Here is a 16,835-nt window from a genome sequence, read left to right as displayed (position 1 = left end):
GGGTATAGAAAACCTCGCAAGCAATTAAAACCTCGCGAGGTAAACTCGCTCCTACTACCATATACACTGCATCGTAGGAGGTGGTTCACCTGCAATGAAAGTTTCCAGCCGATGATAGTGTGGAGCAGCCATGTGATACCAATCCATCTTAACTTTTTCCCACCTCTATCCAGTCACGTTGACACATTTTAACCACTCGTTTTGTGCATGATACAAAGTCATTCCAAGCCTCTCAACAATATCTTCATAACCTTTGAAACAACGATTCGCTAAATGATGTTGACGCAGCCAACTCCATACTTGCTCTATTGGGTTCAGCTCTGGTGAATAAGGAGGGAGTTTGATAATGGAGACATTATCAATATCAGTTACCAGTGATCCCTGATGCCATCCTGCGCCGTCCATTAACACAACAGCATGCCGTTCAGGTGCTGTCTTCTCAGATATTTGTTGCAAGTGCTGTTTCATAACACTCATATTTACCCATGGTGTGATGAGTGCTTCAGTCTGCCCCGTGCTTGGGCAAACAGCGCCAAATAGATAAGCATAATCAAACTGTTGTTGTTTGACTGCTCTAGGCCGAGTTCCCTTTTTTGCCCAAAGGCGTGTCGTGGTGTTTTGCTGACCAAATCTGGCCTCGTCTTGAAACCAGATATCCACGTCATTCAGGTTGATAAATAGCGGGATCGTTTTGATCAAGTCCGTTTGCAGTTTTTTTAAAGTCCTGCTGAACTTGTTCGGACTGTTTCGGGTGGCGAGAGCGGCTAGTTATCCAGCTAAAGCCTAATTTCTCCAATAATTTATAAATCGCATTAGGGTGGTAAGAGACGTTAAATTCAGATTCAATGTATTGCTTTATACGATACCCTGTCAACCTACCACCGTTGTCATTTTGACTGTATTTTTCAATATACTGGCAAAGTTGTTTCTGCTGCGTATCGTTCAGATAACAACGTTTACCGATAGGTTTTTTAGCGTCAAGGCCAGTAAGCCCCTCATTAAGGTAGCGCTTTACCCACTCATTTACCATTCTTCTGCTGACATGCAGCATGGCAGCAATTTGCGTTTTATTGTGGTTATCACGGTAGTGCGCGACCGCTAAATAGCGGATCTTTTTACGCGCGTCTTTTTCTGATTTAGCTAACTTGAAAAGTTCGGCAGAAGTATGAGTATTCAAAGTTTATTTGTCAGTTGGAAAATAAATACAATTAGATCACAAATCATTACGGAATGGTATTAAAACCTCGCGAGGTAAACTCGCTCCTACCACAGTATCAGCACAGTGCAACATGGTGCGAGGTGGTTTATCCGCCGATGGTTTGCAATGAAGTTCTGAAAAAATATTCTAAACCTAAGTAAATGCGCTCCCAGCACAGTATTAGCAAAGTGCAACATGGTAGGAGGTAGTTTATCAGCCCAAAATCTTAATAATCTATTTCTTATTGCTTAGGGTCGTAGGTTATGCTTTGAGGCACGGACTTCGCTTCTTGTTAAATGCTACTCTAATTAATGCTATCAGCAAGTACACTTAAAATATGTCGAATAAAGAAACATTTGCGATTTTTTTTGAGCTGTATATACTTACAGTAAATAAACCACTGTATGGAACACCAGTTAATGCGTCCTCTAACAAAACGACAAGAACAAATCTTTGAATTAATAAAAGTATTCATAAAAGATACTGGCATGCCTCCAACTCGTGCAGAAATAGCTGATGCTTTGGGTTTTAAGAGTGCAAATGCAGCGGAAGAACATCTTAAGGCGCTTGCGAAAAAGGGAGTTATCGAAATGGTCCCTGGTGCAAGCCGAGGGATTCGACTTGTAGAGGATGAATCCGAACAACTTGGTTTACCTATTATCGGTCGTGTTGCTGCTGGTGAGCCTATTCTGGCAGAGCAACATGTAGAAAGTCACTGTAATGTAGATGCGAGTTTTTTTAAACCTAATGCTGATTATCTTTTGAGAGTTAATGGTATGAGCATGAAGGATATTGGCATTATGGATGGTGATCTACTGGCTGTTCACAGTACTCAAGTGGCTGAAAATGGCCAAGTGATAGTGGCTCGTGTAGAAGAGGACGTGACAGTTAAACGTTTTGAAAAGAAAGGAAAGAAAGTCTTATTGCATGCTGAGAATGAAGAGTTTAATGCGATTGAAGTGGATCTTGAGCATCAAAATTTCTCCATTGAAGGGTTAGCCGTCGGCGTTATCCGAAGTGCTGACTGGATGTAGTTTTTGAGAGCGAGCGTAGCGTTAAAGATAAAGTTGCGCTTGCTTTAACTATATTTTGTTTAAAAAGTGATAATTAACTTTTCTAACTATGTGAAAGTAGGATGATTATAGTGACTTTAATCATTTAGTAATATTTTTAGTTTTCTGATCTTTATACACTATTTTTCATCATTCTTCGTTTTAATCCCTATAGTCCCCAGTTTTGATTCTAAAGTCGGTCTTCTCAAAAATCTTGCAATTTGTTTGTTTTTTGACTAATTGGTTAATAGTCGTGCAGTAAGTCTATGTACAAATAGACAATATGACAGTCATCCAATAATAACAAAAGACAACCACGAGTTGTCTTGAAGGAGACGTCAAATGAAAATTTGTCGATTAGTTGTAGCATTCATCGCAGTGCTAATCGCCATGCCCTCACTTGCTAACAGCGCTTATAATATGAGGCAAGGTGTTACAGACATTAGTCATCAAGTGTATGAGCTTCACATGACCATATTTCTAATATGTTGTGTCATAGGTGTGATTGTGTTTGGGATTATGTTTTGGGCGCTTATAAAACACAGAAAGTCAAAAGGCGTTGTTGCAGCGCAATTTCATGAAAGCACCAAAGTGGAAATACTTTGGACTGCAATTCCCTTCCTGATACTCATTGGTATGGCAATACCAGCCACAAAAACGCTTATTGCTATGGAAGACACGAGTAAAGCTGATCTGACCATTAAAGTCACAGGTTCTCAGTGGAAATGGCACTATGAGTATATGGGGCACGATGTTGAGTTCTATTCCTTACTCTCTACTTCGAAAGATGAAATTAGTGATCTTAAAGAAAAAAATGAAAATTACCTGCTTGAAGTTGATAAGCATTTAGTTATTCCCACCGATAGGAAAGTTCGCTTTTTGATGACCTCAGATGATGTCATCCATTCTTGGTGGGTGCCTGATTTTGCGGTGAAGAAGGATGCCAATCCAGGCTTTATAAATGAGGCATGGACAAAGGTAAACGATGAAGGAATTTACAGAGGCCAATGTGCTGAATTATGTGGCAAAGATCATGGCTTTATGCCAGTCGTCGTCGAGGCTGTAAGTCCTGATAAATTTGATAGTTGGCTTAACGATGCTAAAGCTGAAAAAGCAAAAGCAGAAGCTGAGTCACAAGCAGTTGCCCAACAAACTCTTTCGAAAGAGGAGTTAATGGAGGTTGGTGAACAAACTTACATGGCTTATTGCGCAGCTTGCCATCAACCAACGGGGCTTGGGCTACCAGGTGTCTTCCCTGCAATGAAAGGGAGTAAAGTCGTCACTGGAGATATTAAAGCTCATATAGATATTCTCCTTTTAGGCCGCCCAGGAACTGCGATGCAATCTTTCGCAAAGCAATTAACAATCAAACAGATCGCGGGGGTTATCACCTATAAAAGAAATAGCTGGGGTAATGACACCGGCGATGTTATTCAGCCAAGTCAAATACAGCGTGAGATAGATGCATTAGAGGAGGGTAAGTAATGAGTGCCATCGTAGAAGAACATTCACACCATACAGCTCCCAAAGGCTTAAAGCGCTGGCTGTTTACCACCAATCATAAAGACATTGGAACACTGTATTTATTGTTCTCACTAAGCATGTTTTTAATCGGTGGTGCTATGGCGATGGTGATCCGAGCCGAGTTATTCCAACCAGGGTTGCAGCTTGTAGATCCGCATTTTTTTAATCAAATGACGACAGTACATGGACTAATAATGGTATTTGGCGCAGTCATGCCCGCATTTACAGGCCTTGCCAACTGGATGATCCCAATGATGATTGGTGCTCCTGATATGGCGCTACCTAGAATGAATAACTGGAGCTTTTGGATACTACCCTTTGCATTTGCAATTTTACTGATGTCGTTATTTTTGGAAGGCGGCGGGCCTGCTTTCGGTTGGACTTTTTATGCGCCACTATCTACAACGTATAGCAATGACAATACAGCATTTTTTGTTTTTGCGATCCATATAATGGGCATTAGCTCTATTATGGGAGCTATCAACGTTATCGTGACCATTGTCAATCTTAGAGCTCCAGGTATGACATGGATGAAGTTGCCTTTATTTGTCTGGACTTGGCTGATCACTGCATTTCTTCTGATTGCAGTTATGCCCGTACTCGCTGGCGCTGTGACTATGGTATTGACTGATAAGTTCTTTGGAACGAGCTTTTTTGATGCAGCAGGTGGTGGTGATCCTGTTATGTTCCAGCATATATTCTGGTTCTTTGGTCATCCTGAAGTGTACATCATGATATTACCTGCCTTCGGCATAATCTCTACGATAGTACCGACATTTTCAAGAAAGAAACTGTTTGGCTATGCATCAATGGTTTATGCAACCGCGTCGATTGCTCTGTTGTCGTTCGTCGTTTGGGCTCATCATATGTTTACTACGGGCATGCCTTTAGCTGGTGAGTTGTTTTTTATGTATGCAACTATGCTCATATCTGTGCCTACTGGCGTTAAGGTTTTTAATTGGGTAGCTACAATGTGGCGAGGTGCTATTAGTTTTGAGGTGCCCATGCTTTTTGCCATTGCGTTTATCGTACTTTTCACAATTGGCGGATTTTCCGGTTTGATGTTAGCAATTACGCCCGCAGATTTCCAATATCACGATACCTACTTCGTTGTCGCGCATTTCCATTACGTGTTGGTTACGGGTGCAGTATTCTCAATAATGGCCGCCGCATATTATTGGTTACCAAAGTGGACAGGTCACATGTTTGATATCAAATTGGCTAAATTTCACTTTTGGCTCTCTTTGGTTAGTGTGAACGTATTGTTCTTCCCTATGCACTTTGTTGGTCTTGCTGGCATGCCAAGGCGGATCCCTGATTATGCTCTACAGTTCGCTGATTTCAACGCGATCATTAGTATCGGAGGGTTTGCTTTTGGTCTTTCTCAACTGTTGTTTGTTGCAGTGGTTTATAAATGTATAAAAGGTGGAGAGCAGGCCCCAGGGAAAGTGTGGGATGGGGCTGAGGGATTAGAGTGGCAAGTACCATCTCCGGCTCCTTATCATACCTTTTCAACGCCACCGGAGATTAAATAATGCAACATGGACGCCTGCTTAAGAAGCTAATTTTGTTGACGCTAGGTATGTTTGCTTTTGCCTTTGCACTGGTTCCTCTATACGACGTTTTTTGTGATGTCACAGGCCTAAATGGTAAGCCATCCATGGAAATCGCCAAGCAGAGCGAGTCAATTGTGCAAAGTCGACAAGTAGATGTGAGCTTCACAACGCATAGTCAAAGCCAGGCGCCATTTAAGGTCGATGCAGTCGAGCATTCGGTTAGAATTCAACCCGGTAAGCTAACCGATGTCAAATTCATTGCAAAAAATTTGAGTGATAGTGAGCGTGTGTTGCAAGCGATCCCTTCAGTGTCTCCAGGGAAAGCGGCAAAGTATTTACACAAAATGGCCTGCTTTTGTTTTGATCAGCAACCAATGAAAGGCAAAGAAGAAGTTGAGTTTGTCTTGAGGTTCTATGTAGATACGGAGCTCCCAAGTGATGTTGAGGAACTCACGCTTTCATATACGTTGTTTGATATTACAGAGCGAGTTAGCAAACAAGACAGTGATGGACTGAATATGCTGGCCGCTCGAGAGGAGTTCAAATATGAACCATGAACAAGAAAAATATTACGTGCCTGAGCAAAGTCCATGGCCAATCGTCGGGGCTTTTGCACTTTTCTTTATCGCTGTTGGCGCTGGCTTAACGATTATTCAACTTAAATCAACCAGTAATAGTGGAGTAATGCTACTGCTCGTGGGTATTGCTGTGCTGATCTATATGATTTTTGGTTGGTTCAGGAATGTGATCCAAGAATCTCAAACTGGATTATATTCTGCCCAAATGGATCGTTCGTTCAAGCAAGGAATGGGATGGTTTATCTTTTCCGAAGTTATGTTTTTTGCTGCTTTTTTTGGCGCACTTTTTTATGCTCGAATGATAGCTGTGCCGTGGTTAGGCGGTGCAAGTAATAACGCCAGTACCAATGAGGTTTTGTGGCCTCAATTTGAAGCTGTATGGCCATTGCTCACAACTCCAGATGGAACTGTCACTCAAGCTATGGGTTGGCAGGGACTTCCGCTGATCAATACGATTATTCTATTAGCATCATCAGTAACCCTTAGCTTTGCTCACGTAGCTTTAGAAAAAGAGCAAAGGGCGAAAGTGAAGGCGTTCTTAGGGTTAACAGTACTACTTGGCGTCGCATTCTTAACCTTGCAAGTGGAAGAGTATATTCACGCTTACCAAGATCTGGGGTTAACTCTCCAGTCGGGAGTTTACGGTAATACGTTCTTTTTGCTGACAGGATTTCATGGTTTTCACGTCACACTTGGCGCGATCATTCTTTTCGTTATATGGATAAGGGTATTAAAGGGTCACTTTACCGCTAAGAATCACTTTGCTTTTCAAGCTGGGGCTTGGTATTGGCATTTTGTTGATGTTGTTTGGTTGTGCCTGTTTGTATTTGTTTATGTGTTGTAACAACGGGTGAAGAGTGTAGCTTTATAAAGCCAAATTGAGCGGCAAGACAGATTAGAAGTACGACAGCTATTGATGCATAAACTCTTTGTTGCAATAGCCTCGCCATCGACTCTTGTTGCTCTGACTTGAGCATGACTAGCATAGCTCTAAATAGATTTAGAAAAACGAGTAGTAGCAATACAACAATAATAATTTTAATCATAAGGGGTGTCCGATGGATTTAGGTGCACTTTTTAAAGGTAGATCAAAACCCCCCATATTGGCAGCATTAATCGTTGTTCTTTTATGTGGCTCGCTCTCTTATTGGCAGTGGCAAAGAGCGCAGCAAAAACATGTGTTGCAGCATAAAGTTGAGATTGAAAAATCGCTAGGCGTGGCTAATGAGCAGCAAGTAACATCCCAGCCGCTCACGCAATATGTTAATGCTGAAGTGTCGATTACAGGGAGTTTTGTAGGCGATGCGGTTTGGTATTTAGATAATCAAGTCGTGAAAGGCCGAGTCGGTTTTGATGTAATTGGCATTATAAAAATTTCCGAAACTGATGAGTATCTAGCTGTTAATTTAGGTTTTGTGCCTCAGCTGGCTAGTCGCGTGCCTACCGTTTTCTCTCTTCCAAGTGGCACCGTTTCTCTGCCTGTCTATATCAAATCTAGTGCTAGTAAGCGGTTCACCTTAGCTAAGTCTGCGGCTGAGGAGACAACAAAACAATCTGTGATTCAGTATATTGATGTTGATTACTTGTCTGCGGAGTCAGGTAAACCTCTTTTACCTCTAATTGCCTACATGACTAAAAATAGACTTGATGGAACTGAGCCCCATTATCAACCGGTAGTAATGTCACCGCAAAAACATGAAGCTTATGCTTTACAGTGGTTGCTTATTGCCTTGGCCGCGGTAGTAATTGGCTGGAAACTTTCAAAAAAGGAGAATAAAGATGTCTAAAAGCGCGGCATGGTTTATAGGGCTGTTCGTATTCCCCTTACTATTGGCATTTGTTGCCTTAAAGGTCGGCTGGATACCACATAGCACGACTAATCACGGTGAATTTTTAAGTCAGGAGGTTCGCCAATCAGAGCTGGTTTTAGATACTGAGTGGAGTATCGTTTATCAGCGACCAAAGCAGTGTAATAAGCAATGTTCTTTACTGCTAGATAGCTTACCTAATTTGTATTTAGCGCTGGGGAAAAACCAGCAGAAAGTATCGCTTGTGGTATTACAAGAGCGAAATGAAAAAGGTATTGAGTACGCTACTTCTTTGCCGATATACCTCAACCAGTTAGATGAAAACTATCTCTACCTAGTTGATAAAACTGGGTTATTTGTACTTAAGTATGCACCAGTAGCAAGCTTAGAAGAAATACGAAGTGTACAAAAAGGGCTACTGAGTGATCTGAAGAAATTATTGAACTACTCTCGTTCAAGTTAGGAGGTAAATATGTCCAAGGTAAGAATAAAAATCGCAATATTTGCCTGTTTCGTCGCAATAACGGTAGTGACACTTGGCGCCTTCACACGTTTAAGTGATGCGGGACTTGGGTGTCCAGATTGGCCTGGGTGTTACGGCTTTTTAACAGTACCAAATGAGACTCATGAACTATCTGCGGCGAAAGACAATTTTCCACATTTAGAAGTGGAAGCAGAAAAAGCTTGGATTGAAATGATCCATCGCTATTTTGCCAGCTTCCTCGGGTTACTTATTTTGGCACTTGCATGCATAAGGCTATTCAAGAAGCAAAAAACAAAAAACCCTAATCGTCACTACTACTTACTGCTATTGCTTGTGTTATTTCAAGGGGCACTTGGGATGTGGACCGTGACGATGAATTTACAGCCAGTTATTGTGATGGGTCATTTACTAGGTGGGTTTAGTATTCTTGCATTGCTGGTGTTATTGGTTTTAAGGCTGAAATACACCACTATTACTGCTAGTGTAACTAGCCTTACCTGTCGTTTATGTTATGTGGCTCTTGGTGTGTTGATTATACAAATTGCGCTTGGTGGGTGGCTTGCAGCCAATTATGCTGCTCCACATTGTACAGGGTTGCCGCTATGTGACAATCTGCAACTTTTCTCTTGGCAGAGTTTATTTACGCTTCCTGAAGCTTCAGCGACTTATGAGTTTGGTGTTTTGCCATTCGAATCTAGAGTATCTATTCACTTTATCCATCGGATATGGGCAGTTATTACCGTTTTAATGTTACTTGCTGCATGCTGGCCACTGCTTAAAGCAAGTCAAAACCGAGTACTCCGACACTCAGCGCTTGTCGTTTTAGCTTTAATTTCTATACAAGTTTTGGTTGGGGCTGCAATAGTACATTTTCAGTTTCCTCTATTGTTGACACTATTCCATAACTTCATGGCAGCTATGGTGTTATTAGCAATGGTGAGATTGTGCTTTTTTATCAGCTTGGCGCAAAAAGTAGGGGTGAAATATGCTTCAATTAACTAATTTTTTAGAGCTTCAAAAAGCAACTACGCTATTACAAGCCTACTTTGGCATGTGTAAGTTCAAAGTAGTATGTATGTTAGTTATTACTGCTTGGGTCGGGATGATGTTAGCACCGCAAAGTGATAAAACATTATTGGCACAGTTAATGAGTTTGTTTGGCATTGGTTTACTTTCAAGTAGTGCAGCAGCTGTAAATCATATCGTGGATAGAGAAATAGATAAAAAGATGGCGCGAACACGAAACCGACCGTTAGCGACAGACTCCGTTTCTGTATCATCAGCTTTAATCTTCGCGACAGGCCTCGCAATTTCAGGATATGCTCTATTAACTATTTTTGCCAATCAGTTATGTGCGCTACTTACCTTAGCCGCGCTATTCGGTTATGCCGTGGTTTATACGTTATTGTTAAAGCGCGCAACACCTCAAAACATAGTAATAGGGGGGTTAGCAGGAGCGATGCCACCTCTGTTAGGTTGGGTCAGTGAGACTGGTCAGCTTGGTGCAGAGCCTTGGTTGTTAGTAATGATCATTTTTGCTTGGACACCTCCCCACTTTTGGGCATTAGCTATTGCTCGTAAACGAGATTACGAAAAAGCCGAAGTCCCTATGTTACCAGTAACGCATGGAAACGAATTTACAAAACTCTGTGTGCTATTTTATACCATCATTTTGACTTTAGTCTGTTTGCTACCTTACCTAGTGGGAATGTCTGGTTGGATCTACTTGCTGGTCTCCGGCATAGCAAATGTCGCTTTTATTTACAAAGCCACAAAGCTTATGAGAACAAATAGTTTAGAGTATGCTATGAGGGTATTCTATTTCTCTATCTGGCATCTTTTGATAGTGTTCATTGCACTCTTTGTGGATAAAGCATTTATATGAAAAAATTTTTCTTAATTATCTCTATGTTAATTCTGTTTGGTTGTGGGCCTGCGCCAGATGTGTCGGAAAAAGTGGTTTGGTACCCTAAGCCTAAGGACGTGAAAGCGTTTGAATTAAGGGATCAATACGGTGAGGTAGTCTCAAATCAAGACCTTACCGATAAATGGAACTTGCTGTTTTTGGGTTACACTAGCTGTCCCGACGTGTGTCCTATGACGCTGTTGAAGCTGACTCACGTATATCAATCCGTAAAAAACAAAAGTGACTTACAAGTATGGTTTGTATCGGTCGATCCTAACCGAGATACTGAAGAGAGGCGTTTAGCCTATATCAAGCACTTTGATCCTAATTTTAAAGCGGTATCTGCCGATCATTCGGCTTTATTTCCGTTTGTGAGAGATCTCGGTTTAATCTACGCAATAAATCAGGAACAGGCAGAAGAGTATTATGTTGATCATAGTGCGTCTGTAGCATTAATTAACCCTAAAGGGCAGCTTGAGGCTATTTTCAAACCCACTTATACAGCTGGAGCTGTCCCTACAATCGATGACAAACTACTTCTCGCTGACCTAGAGAAGATCATCAATTAGTCTTATATCGGCACTGGTCGACCCCAGTGTCGCTGTACTATCTTACCTCTAACGCTTTAATTATTTGCGGATTTTTAATCAATCTTTGTGGCATTTTTACCATCACGGTCTAAGCTAATTTTATTACTCATTTTTACAAGGATAGTCTTCAGCTCATGTTGAAACTTCCACCTGAAATGGCGATTAACCATGTGGAAAGCCTGTACCATCAGATTTTCCAAGACTCTATGGAAACATCAGACATCACGATTGATATTAGTGAAGTGCAAAGAGCCGACACAGCGTCTATACAACTGCTCTGTGCCGTACAGAAACACTTGCTCTCTTTAGAACATAAAATTGTATGGCATGGTGAAAGTGACGCTTTAGCGCAGGCGGTAGATGAGTTGGGATTAACCCATTATTTATTCCATAGTATTGAAAATTAAGAGGTGAATATGAAAAAGATTTTAGCTGTGGATGATTCGGCGTCAATGCGCCAAATGGTTGGCTTTACTTTGAAAAAAGCAGGTTTTGATGTCACGGAAGCCAAAGATGGCAGTGAAGCGCTATCTATTGCCAAGCAACAAGGGTTCGATGCCGTGATCTCTGATGTAAACATGCCTGTAATGGATGGGATCACTCTTATTAAAGAGCTGCGCAGCTTACCCAACTATAAGTTCACCCCTTTACTGATGCTGACAACTGAGTCGGGGTTAGATAAAAAAACAGAAGGTAAAGCGGCGGGAGCAACAGGTTGGATAGTGAAGCCATTCAACCCTGAACAACTACTAGCGGTATTGAAAAAAGTCATAAGATAGATACAGAGAGGCGTCGATATGAGTATTGATTTAAGCCAATTTTTTGATGTCTTTTTTGAAGAGAGCTTTGAAGGTCTAGACATAATGGAAGCTGAGCTGCTGAATTTACAGCCAGGCCATGAAGACTCAGAAACGATCAATACTATATTTCGCGCAGCACACAGCATTAAAGGTGGCAGTGGAACATTTGGTTTTACTTCTGTCGCTAACTTCACGCATGTTTTGGAAACCTTACTCGATCAGATCAGGGATGGGCGTCGACAGTTGACCGCTGAACATGTCAATTTGCTGCTCCAATCCGTTGATTGTTTAAGGGCCTTATTAACCGCATTACAAGCCGAAGAAGAGCCAGATCTTTCCAATGCGAATGAGTTGAAAGTTAAATTTGAAGAGATTTTAGGTGGTAAAGAGAGTGCTAGCTCAGATACTGCCGATAGCACACCTCAAAGGCAAGAATCTCAAACCTATCAAATAGACTTTAAACCGCTCCCTCATTTGTTTAAAACCGGTAATGAGCCGCTTTATATGTTAAGTGAGCTATCGGAATTGGGGGATTTAGAAACTCATGCATTTTGTGATGCAATACCTGAGATTGATGACTTCAATCCAGAGGATTGTTACCTCAGTTGGCGTTTATACTTAACAACCAGTCATCCAGAATCGGCGATTAAAGAAGTATTTGAGTGGGTTGAGGATGATGCTGAAATTTCTATTACCTTATGTGGTGGTTTATTTGAAGATGATGTGAGTGTCTCTACAACGCCAGAACCAGAGAGTGATAAGAAAGAAGCGTCGAGCAACGACACTCAAAATACTGATGTACCAAAAATAACCCCGGCGACAAAGGCTAAACCTGAGGCTAGCAAGAAATCAGCAGAATCGACTTCGATCCGTGTTGGGATTGATAAAGTTGATTCGCTTATCAATATGGTAGGGGAGTTGGTTATTACCCAAGCTATGTTGACTCAATTAGGTGAGCAAGAACCGACCGAAAATACGCTTGCTGCGATGCAAGAAGGCCTCGCTCAATTAGCCCATAATACGCGCGATTTACAAGAAAATGTAATGCGTATCAGGATGTTACCTATTAGTTTTGTCTTCAGCCGATTTCCCCGTTTAGTAAGAGATACGTCACAAAAGTTGAATAAACAGGTTGAGCTAAAACTGCTAGGAGAGCAAACAGAATTAGATAAAACCGTGATGGAAAAAATTTCCGATCCTATGGTTCATTTAGTAAGAAACTCTTTGGATCACGGCTTAGAAACACCAGAAGACAGAATAAAAGCCGGAAAAGATCCCGTGGGTACGGTGACACTGAATGCTTTCCACCAAGGTGGAAATATTGTGATTGAAATCATGGATGATGGCAGAGGCTTGAATACCGAAAAAATAAAAAGTAAAGCAATTGCCAATGGCCTAATTCAAGCAACTGATGAGCTGACTATTGAAGAGGTTAATGAACTTATTTTTAGGCCAGGGTTTTCAACAGCTGATGAAGTGAGTGATATCTCTGGTCGCGGCGTAGGTATGGATGTTGTTCGACGAAATATTCAAGCATTAAACGGCAGCGTCGAAGTGACCTCTGCAAAAGGGGTTGGCTCGACATTTACGATTAGGCTGCCATTAACGCTGGCCATTCTTGATGGTCAACTGGTTAAAGTTGCAAAGCATACCTACATCATTCCACTTATTTCTATTGTTGAGTCTTTACAAATAGATATTAAAAAAGTGAGCAAAGTAGGTAATGGTTTAGAGGTGCTTCGGTTACGAGATGAATACATACCAATACTAAGGCTATATCAACTATTTAACCATGGTGGTGCAATAGAAGAGTTGGATAAAACACTGTTAGTAGTTGTAGAGAGTGATAATCACAAAGTGGGATTGTTGGTGGATGATTTACTAGCGCAACAACAGGTCGTTATTAAAAGTCTCGAAGCGAATTATCAGAAAGTAAATGGGATCTCAGGGGCGACAATTTTAGGTGATGGAAGAGTCTCTTTAATTGTTGATATTAGTGGTCTTATCAAACTGAGTGGCTTAAAGCGTCCAGGAACTCAAGAGTTATTAGTAGAACAAGAGTTAGATGAGGTGGTGTCATGATCACTGAAAAAGCCTCGATTAATGAACAAGTCATGCTTGCAGACAGAGATGACGATACACAATTTCTCACCTTTATGATGGCGGGAGAAGAATATGGCATGGATATTCTGGCCGTACAGGAAATCAGAGGGTGGGAAGAAGTCACTGCAATTCCAAATGCTCCTAAGTATGTGAACGGTGCGATTAATTTACGTGGCACGATAGTGCCAATCATAGATTTAAGGGTTCGATTCGGCTTACCGCAAATCGAATATGGAGCTCTAACTGTGGTTATCGTTGTCTCCGTTGTAATAAAAGAGGCAACAAAGATTATGGGGTTAGTTGTTGATGCGGTATCTGACGTATACAGCATCAACGAAGAAACAGCGAAGGATGTTCCAGATTTTCAAGACTCGGAAAATAGTCAATTTGTACAAGGACTTGTAAATGTTGGTGAAAAAATGGTCGTACTTTTAAATTTGAAAAAGATATTAGATCTTGAAGTAAAGCAGAATGAGCAATTGGTTGTCGGGGGATAACATGAGCGATCAAGCATTAGCAAGTCAACTCAACAATAGGGTTCTGATAGCGGGTGCCATAATATTTGTGGGCTTGGCAATTAGTGTTCAAATGTTGAATATTAATATGTCTACACAAGCCTATGTGGCGATGGTTATAGCAGCTGTTAGTGTGGTGCTGGCAATTTTACTACTTAAGCAAAGCGCAAACATTCTGCTTTCTAAGTTGCAAGATGTTGAGGAAATTGTTCCCGCGATCGAGAGCAAAGATGCTAGCTTGCTCAATGCAAGTAATGCGTCACGTCAATCATCTTTATACAAAGCAGTTGCTAATTTATTAAGTGGTGACGCGGTAGATAGTCAAGATCATAGTCATAGTTTATTGTTAGCTTTAAAGGTCTGTCAGGCAAATATTATGCTTGCAGATACATCTCTCAACATTGTGTATTTAAACGACTCAGTGACAAGTATGCTGCGTAAAAACCAGGCCAAATTACAGGAAGAGTTACCCGGTTTTAATGTCGATAGTTTGATTGGTGCAAATATAGACACATTCCATAAAAACCCTAGTCACCAGAGAGGTATCTTAGCTAATTTGACTCGTCCATATGTCACGCAAATCAAAGTGGCAGGGTTGACCTTTGATCTTATCGCTACACCTGTTTTTGACGATGAAGGGCAGAGGATCGCTACGTTAGTAGAGTGGAAAGACCTTACAAGAGAATTAGCGCTAGAGAAAAAACAAAAGGATTTGGCAAGCCATAATGCTCGTATATCCAGTGCGTTGGATGTTTGTCAGGCTAATGTAATGCTGGCAGATGAGGATCTGAACATTATCTATGTTAACGATTCCGTGGTTCGTATGCTGAGAGACAATCAAGCACAGCTTAGAAAGTCACTGCCGAATTTTGATGTGGATACGCTTGTTGGGCAGTGTATTGATGTATTTCATGCTAACCCAAGTCATCAAAGAGGTCTGCTCGAAAAGCTGAGTGATGTATATCGCACAGATATTAAAGTTGCGGGTTTTACTTTTGGCCTGATCGCGACTCCAGTATTTAATGATGAGAAAAAGCGGATTGGTACAGTCGTTGAGTGGGACGATAAAACAGAGCGTTTAGTTCGTGAAGAAGAAGAGAAAGCCACTGCGGCTGAGAACTTACGCGTCCGAAGAGCATTAGATAATGTATCAACGAATACGATGATAGCAAATGAACAGTTCGAGATTGTTTATTTAAATCGAGCAGTGAAAGACATGATGAGAAATGCTGAAAGCGATTTAAGACGTGATTTGCCTAACTTTGATAGTAACCATCTTATGGGGGCAAACATTGATGTATTCCACCGCAACCCAAGTCATCAACGTAGTATGCTTTCTCGGCTTGAGACAGAGTATAAAACGGAAATCGTTGTTGGTGGAAGAACTTTTGGCTTAGTCGCTAACCCGATATTTGATGGTAATAACGAACGCGTGGGCACCGTTGTTGAATGGGAAGATAGAACCAAAGAAGTCACGATTGAGAAAGAAGTGAATGGCCTTGTACAGTCTGCAAATGGCGGTAATTTGAGCGTTCGTTTATCAGAAGATGGCAAAGATGGCTTCTATCTGAGATTAACACAAGGTTTGAATAGCCTGGTCTCCACGGTTGATGAGACGGTTACAGACATGGGAGATATGTTAGACGCATTGGCGACAGGTAACCTGACCAGACGTATTGAAGGTGAATACCGTGGGGCATACGAAAAACTTAAAAAAGATGCCAATACTACCGCTGAGAAGTTAACTGAGGTACTAGGCCGGATCCGTACTTCTGCAAACTTGGTTGCTAGTGGTGCTGATGAAATATCCCAAGGTAACGCTGATTTGAGTCAACGAACAGAAGAGCAAGCATCCTCACTAGAGGAAACCGCCTCTAGCATGGAAGAAATGACGAGCACCGTTAGACAAAATGCAGATAACGCGAAAGTAGCGAATGAATTGGCTGAAGAAACTTGTGACAAGGCGACTAAAGGTGGTGAAGTAGTCACACGCGCAGTTGAAAGCATGTCTGAAATTAATGATTCAAGTAAGAAAATTGCCGACATTATAGGCGTTATTGATGAAATCGCTTTCCAGACAAACCTATTGGCATTAAACGCAGCCGTTGAAGCTGCCAGAGCCGGAGAACAAGGTCGAGGCTTTGCAGTGGTCGCGGGTGAGGTCCGTAATCTAGCTCAGCGTTCTGCAGCAGCGGCGAAAGAGATTAAAGATCTGATCAGAGACAGTGTAAGTAAGGTTGAAGATGGTACGTTACTGGTTAATGAGTCGGGTGAAACGCTAAAAGAGATAGTTGAGTCTGTTAAGCGGGTGACAAACATGATTTCTGACATTGCTGAAGCGTCGATTGAGCAGAGTTCAGGTATTGAGCAGGTCAATAAAGCAGTGTCACAAATGGATGAAATGACGCAGCAAAATGCTGCCTTAGTTGAAGAAGCGTCAGCCGCAGGGGAGTCGATGGCTGAGCAAGCAAATGATATGAGAAGATTATTAAACTTCTTCACTCTTGATGAATCTTCACACCGTAGCTTAGAAATATCTGAGTCACCGAAGAACTATAAAGCGCCAGAAAAGCAATTACCAAAACGGACAATGAACTCCAATAAGTCCCCTCAGCAAAACACGAGAAGTAATCAGTTTGCAGATGACTCGGAAGAGTGGGAAGAGTTTTAGGGTTAGGCAATAGATCAATTCCGTAGTGGGGGTTGGCTGAAGGAATACGA

At 41.5% G+C, this 16,835-nt stretch carries 16 protein-coding genes and 1 pseudogene; 15 read left to right on the top strand and 2 right to left on the bottom strand.

All coding sequences use genetic code 11. From position 1 onward, the window contains the following. Positions 1-148: 148 nt before the first annotated feature. Positions 149-1,177 (bottom strand): annotated as a pseudogene (locus A587_RS24880) (IS630 family transposase). A 440-nt stretch (positions 1,178-1,617) separates the two neighbouring features. Between A587_RS24880 and lexA the strand changes: the two are divergent. From lexA to A587_RS0122980, 5 genes are all read left to right on the top strand, one after another. Beyond that, positions 1,618-2,232 carry a transcriptional repressor LexA gene (lexA, locus tag A587_RS0123000; protein WP_010378434.1) on the top strand — a complete coding sequence of 205 codons (615 nt, stop codon included), beginning with the start codon at positions 1,618-1,620 and terminating at the stop codon, positions 2,230-2,232. 360 nt (positions 2,233-2,592) lie between these two features. Next, positions 2,593-3,735: a cytochrome c oxidase subunit II gene (coxB, locus tag A587_RS0122995; protein ID WP_017219465.1), complete on the top strand. Its 1,143-nt coding sequence runs from the start codon at positions 2,593-2,595 to the stop codon at positions 3,733-3,735. Beyond that, a complete protein-coding gene (gene ctaD, locus A587_RS0122990) occupies positions 3,735-5,309 on the top strand; it encodes a cytochrome c oxidase subunit I (protein ID WP_017219464.1) in 1,575 nt (524 codons plus the stop codon). The genes coxB and ctaD overlap by 1 nt, the downstream gene beginning before the upstream one ends. Further along, positions 5,309-5,887: a cytochrome c oxidase assembly protein gene (locus A587_RS0122985; RefSeq protein ID WP_017219463.1), complete on the top strand. Its 579-nt coding sequence runs from the start codon at positions 5,309-5,311 to the stop codon at positions 5,885-5,887. Before ctaD ends, A587_RS0122985 begins: the two co-directional genes overlap by 1 nt. Further along, positions 5,877-6,752, top strand: coding sequence for a cytochrome c oxidase subunit 3 (locus A587_RS0122980; protein ID WP_010378438.1), 876 nt, complete (start codon positions 5,877-5,879; stop codon positions 6,750-6,752). Before A587_RS0122985 ends, A587_RS0122980 begins: the two co-directional genes overlap by 11 nt. Here the strand turns inward: A587_RS0122980 and A587_RS25475 are convergent. Next, positions 6,658-6,954, bottom strand: a complete 297-nt coding sequence (locus A587_RS25475; protein WP_081629166.1) for a DUF2909 family protein — start codon at positions 6,952-6,954, stop codon at positions 6,658-6,660. The two genes, A587_RS0122980 and A587_RS25475, sit on opposite strands and share 95 nt — an antisense overlap. Positions 6,955-6,966: 12 nt before the next feature. Here A587_RS25475 and A587_RS0122975 point away from each other — a divergent pair, with 12 nt between their 5' ends. From A587_RS0122975 to A587_RS0122930, 10 genes are all read left to right on the top strand, one after another. Next, complete coding sequence (locus tag A587_RS0122975; RefSeq protein ID WP_017219462.1) at positions 6,967-7,695, top strand: SURF1 family protein; 729 nt, start codon at positions 6,967-6,969, stop codon at positions 7,693-7,695. Then, the gene (locus tag A587_RS0122970; protein ID WP_017219461.1) at positions 7,688-8,179 is read left to right on the top strand and encodes a hypothetical protein; all 492 of its coding nucleotides are present in this window, start codon (positions 7,688-7,690) and stop codon (positions 8,177-8,179) included. The genes A587_RS0122975 and A587_RS0122970 overlap by 8 nt, the downstream gene beginning before the upstream one ends. Before the next feature lie 9 nt (positions 8,180-8,188). Continuing rightward, on the top strand, positions 8,189-9,202 hold the full coding sequence (locus A587_RS0122965) for a COX15/CtaA family protein (protein WP_017219460.1): 1,014 nt from the start codon (positions 8,189-8,191) through the stop codon (positions 9,200-9,202). Next, on the top strand, positions 9,186-10,085 hold the full coding sequence (cyoE, locus tag A587_RS0122960; RefSeq protein ID WP_017219459.1) for a heme o synthase: 900 nt from the start codon (positions 9,186-9,188) through the stop codon (positions 10,083-10,085). Before A587_RS0122965 ends, cyoE begins: the two co-directional genes overlap by 17 nt. Beyond that, positions 10,082-10,675: an SCO family protein gene (locus A587_RS0122955; protein WP_017219458.1), complete on the top strand. Its 594-nt coding sequence runs from the start codon at positions 10,082-10,084 to the stop codon at positions 10,673-10,675. The genes cyoE and A587_RS0122955 overlap by 4 nt, the downstream gene beginning before the upstream one ends. 155 nt (positions 10,676-10,830) lie before the next feature. Next, the gene (locus tag A587_RS0122950) at positions 10,831-11,103 is read left to right on the top strand and encodes an STAS domain-containing protein (protein WP_010378445.1); all 273 of its coding nucleotides are present in this window, start codon (positions 10,831-10,833) and stop codon (positions 11,101-11,103) included. A 9-nt stretch (positions 11,104-11,112) separates the two neighbouring features. Then, positions 11,113-11,475, top strand: coding sequence for a response regulator (locus tag A587_RS0122945; RefSeq protein WP_010378447.1), 363 nt, complete (start codon positions 11,113-11,115; stop codon positions 11,473-11,475). 18 nt (positions 11,476-11,493) lie between these two features. After that, entirely contained in the window at positions 11,494-13,578 is a 2,085-nt protein-coding gene (locus A587_RS0122940; protein WP_017219457.1) for a chemotaxis protein CheA, read from the top strand. Continuing rightward, positions 13,575-14,096, top strand: coding sequence for a chemotaxis protein CheW (locus A587_RS0122935; RefSeq protein ID WP_010378450.1), 522 nt, complete (start codon positions 13,575-13,577; stop codon positions 14,094-14,096). The genes A587_RS0122940 and A587_RS0122935 overlap by 4 nt, the downstream gene beginning before the upstream one ends. 1 nt (position 14,097) lies before the next feature. Continuing rightward, positions 14,098-16,785, top strand: a complete 2,688-nt coding sequence (locus A587_RS0122930) for a methyl-accepting chemotaxis protein (RefSeq protein WP_017219456.1) — start codon at positions 14,098-14,100, stop codon at positions 16,783-16,785. Positions 16,786-16,835 lie beyond the last annotated feature (50 nt).

This window comes from Pseudoalteromonas sp. NJ631 (assembly GCF_000276645.1).
GTDB classification, from domain to species: domain Bacteria; phylum Pseudomonadota; class Gammaproteobacteria; order Enterobacterales; family Alteromonadaceae; genus Pseudoalteromonas; species Pseudoalteromonas piscicida.
The sequence above is the reverse complement of the archived record's forward strand: the minus strand, read 5'-3'. Positions and strand labels throughout refer to the sequence as shown.

Excerpts from the sequence above, each read along its gene's own strand:
- A587_RS0122955 (WP_017219458.1), top strand. The coding sequence starts at position 10,082 with ATGAAAAAATTTTTCTTAATTATCTCTATGTTAATTCTGTTTGGTTGT.
- A587_RS0122975 (WP_017219462.1), top strand. The coding sequence starts at position 6,967 with ATGGATTTAGGTGCACTTTTTAAAGGTAGATCAAAACCCCCCATATTG.
- A587_RS0122950 (WP_010378445.1), top strand. The coding sequence starts at position 10,831 with ATGTTGAAACTTCCACCTGAAATGGCGATTAACCATGTGGAAAGCCTG.
- lexA (WP_010378434.1), top strand. The coding sequence starts at position 1,618 with ATGCGTCCTCTAACAAAACGACAAGAACAAATCTTTGAATTAATAAAA.
- A587_RS0122935 (WP_010378450.1), top strand. The coding sequence starts at position 13,575 with ATGATCACTGAAAAAGCCTCGATTAATGAACAAGTCATGCTTGCAGAC.
- A587_RS0122945 (WP_010378447.1), top strand. The coding sequence starts at position 11,113 with ATGAAAAAGATTTTAGCTGTGGATGATTCGGCGTCAATGCGCCAAATG.
- A587_RS0122970 (WP_017219461.1), top strand. The coding sequence starts at position 7,688 with ATGTCTAAAAGCGCGGCATGGTTTATAGGGCTGTTCGTATTCCCCTTA.
- A587_RS0122980 (WP_010378438.1), top strand. The coding sequence starts at position 5,877 with ATGAACCATGAACAAGAAAAATATTACGTGCCTGAGCAAAGTCCATGG.
- cyoE (WP_017219459.1), top strand. The coding sequence starts at position 9,186 with ATGCTTCAATTAACTAATTTTTTAGAGCTTCAAAAAGCAACTACGCTA.
- A587_RS0122930 (WP_017219456.1), top strand. The coding sequence starts at position 14,098 with ATGAGCGATCAAGCATTAGCAAGTCAACTCAACAATAGGGTTCTGATA.
- coxB (WP_017219465.1), top strand. The coding sequence starts at position 2,593 with ATGAAAATTTGTCGATTAGTTGTAGCATTCATCGCAGTGCTAATCGCC.
- A587_RS25475 (WP_081629166.1), bottom strand. The coding sequence starts at position 6,954 with ATGATTAAAATTATTATTGTTGTATTGCTACTACTCGTTTTTCTAAAT.
- ctaD (WP_017219464.1), top strand. The coding sequence starts at position 3,735 with ATGAGTGCCATCGTAGAAGAACATTCACACCATACAGCTCCCAAAGGC.
- A587_RS0122965 (WP_017219460.1), top strand. The coding sequence starts at position 8,189 with ATGTCCAAGGTAAGAATAAAAATCGCAATATTTGCCTGTTTCGTCGCA.
- A587_RS0122940 (WP_017219457.1), top strand. The coding sequence starts at position 11,494 with ATGAGTATTGATTTAAGCCAATTTTTTGATGTCTTTTTTGAAGAGAGC.
- A587_RS0122985 (WP_017219463.1), top strand. The coding sequence starts at position 5,309 with ATGCAACATGGACGCCTGCTTAAGAAGCTAATTTTGTTGACGCTAGGT.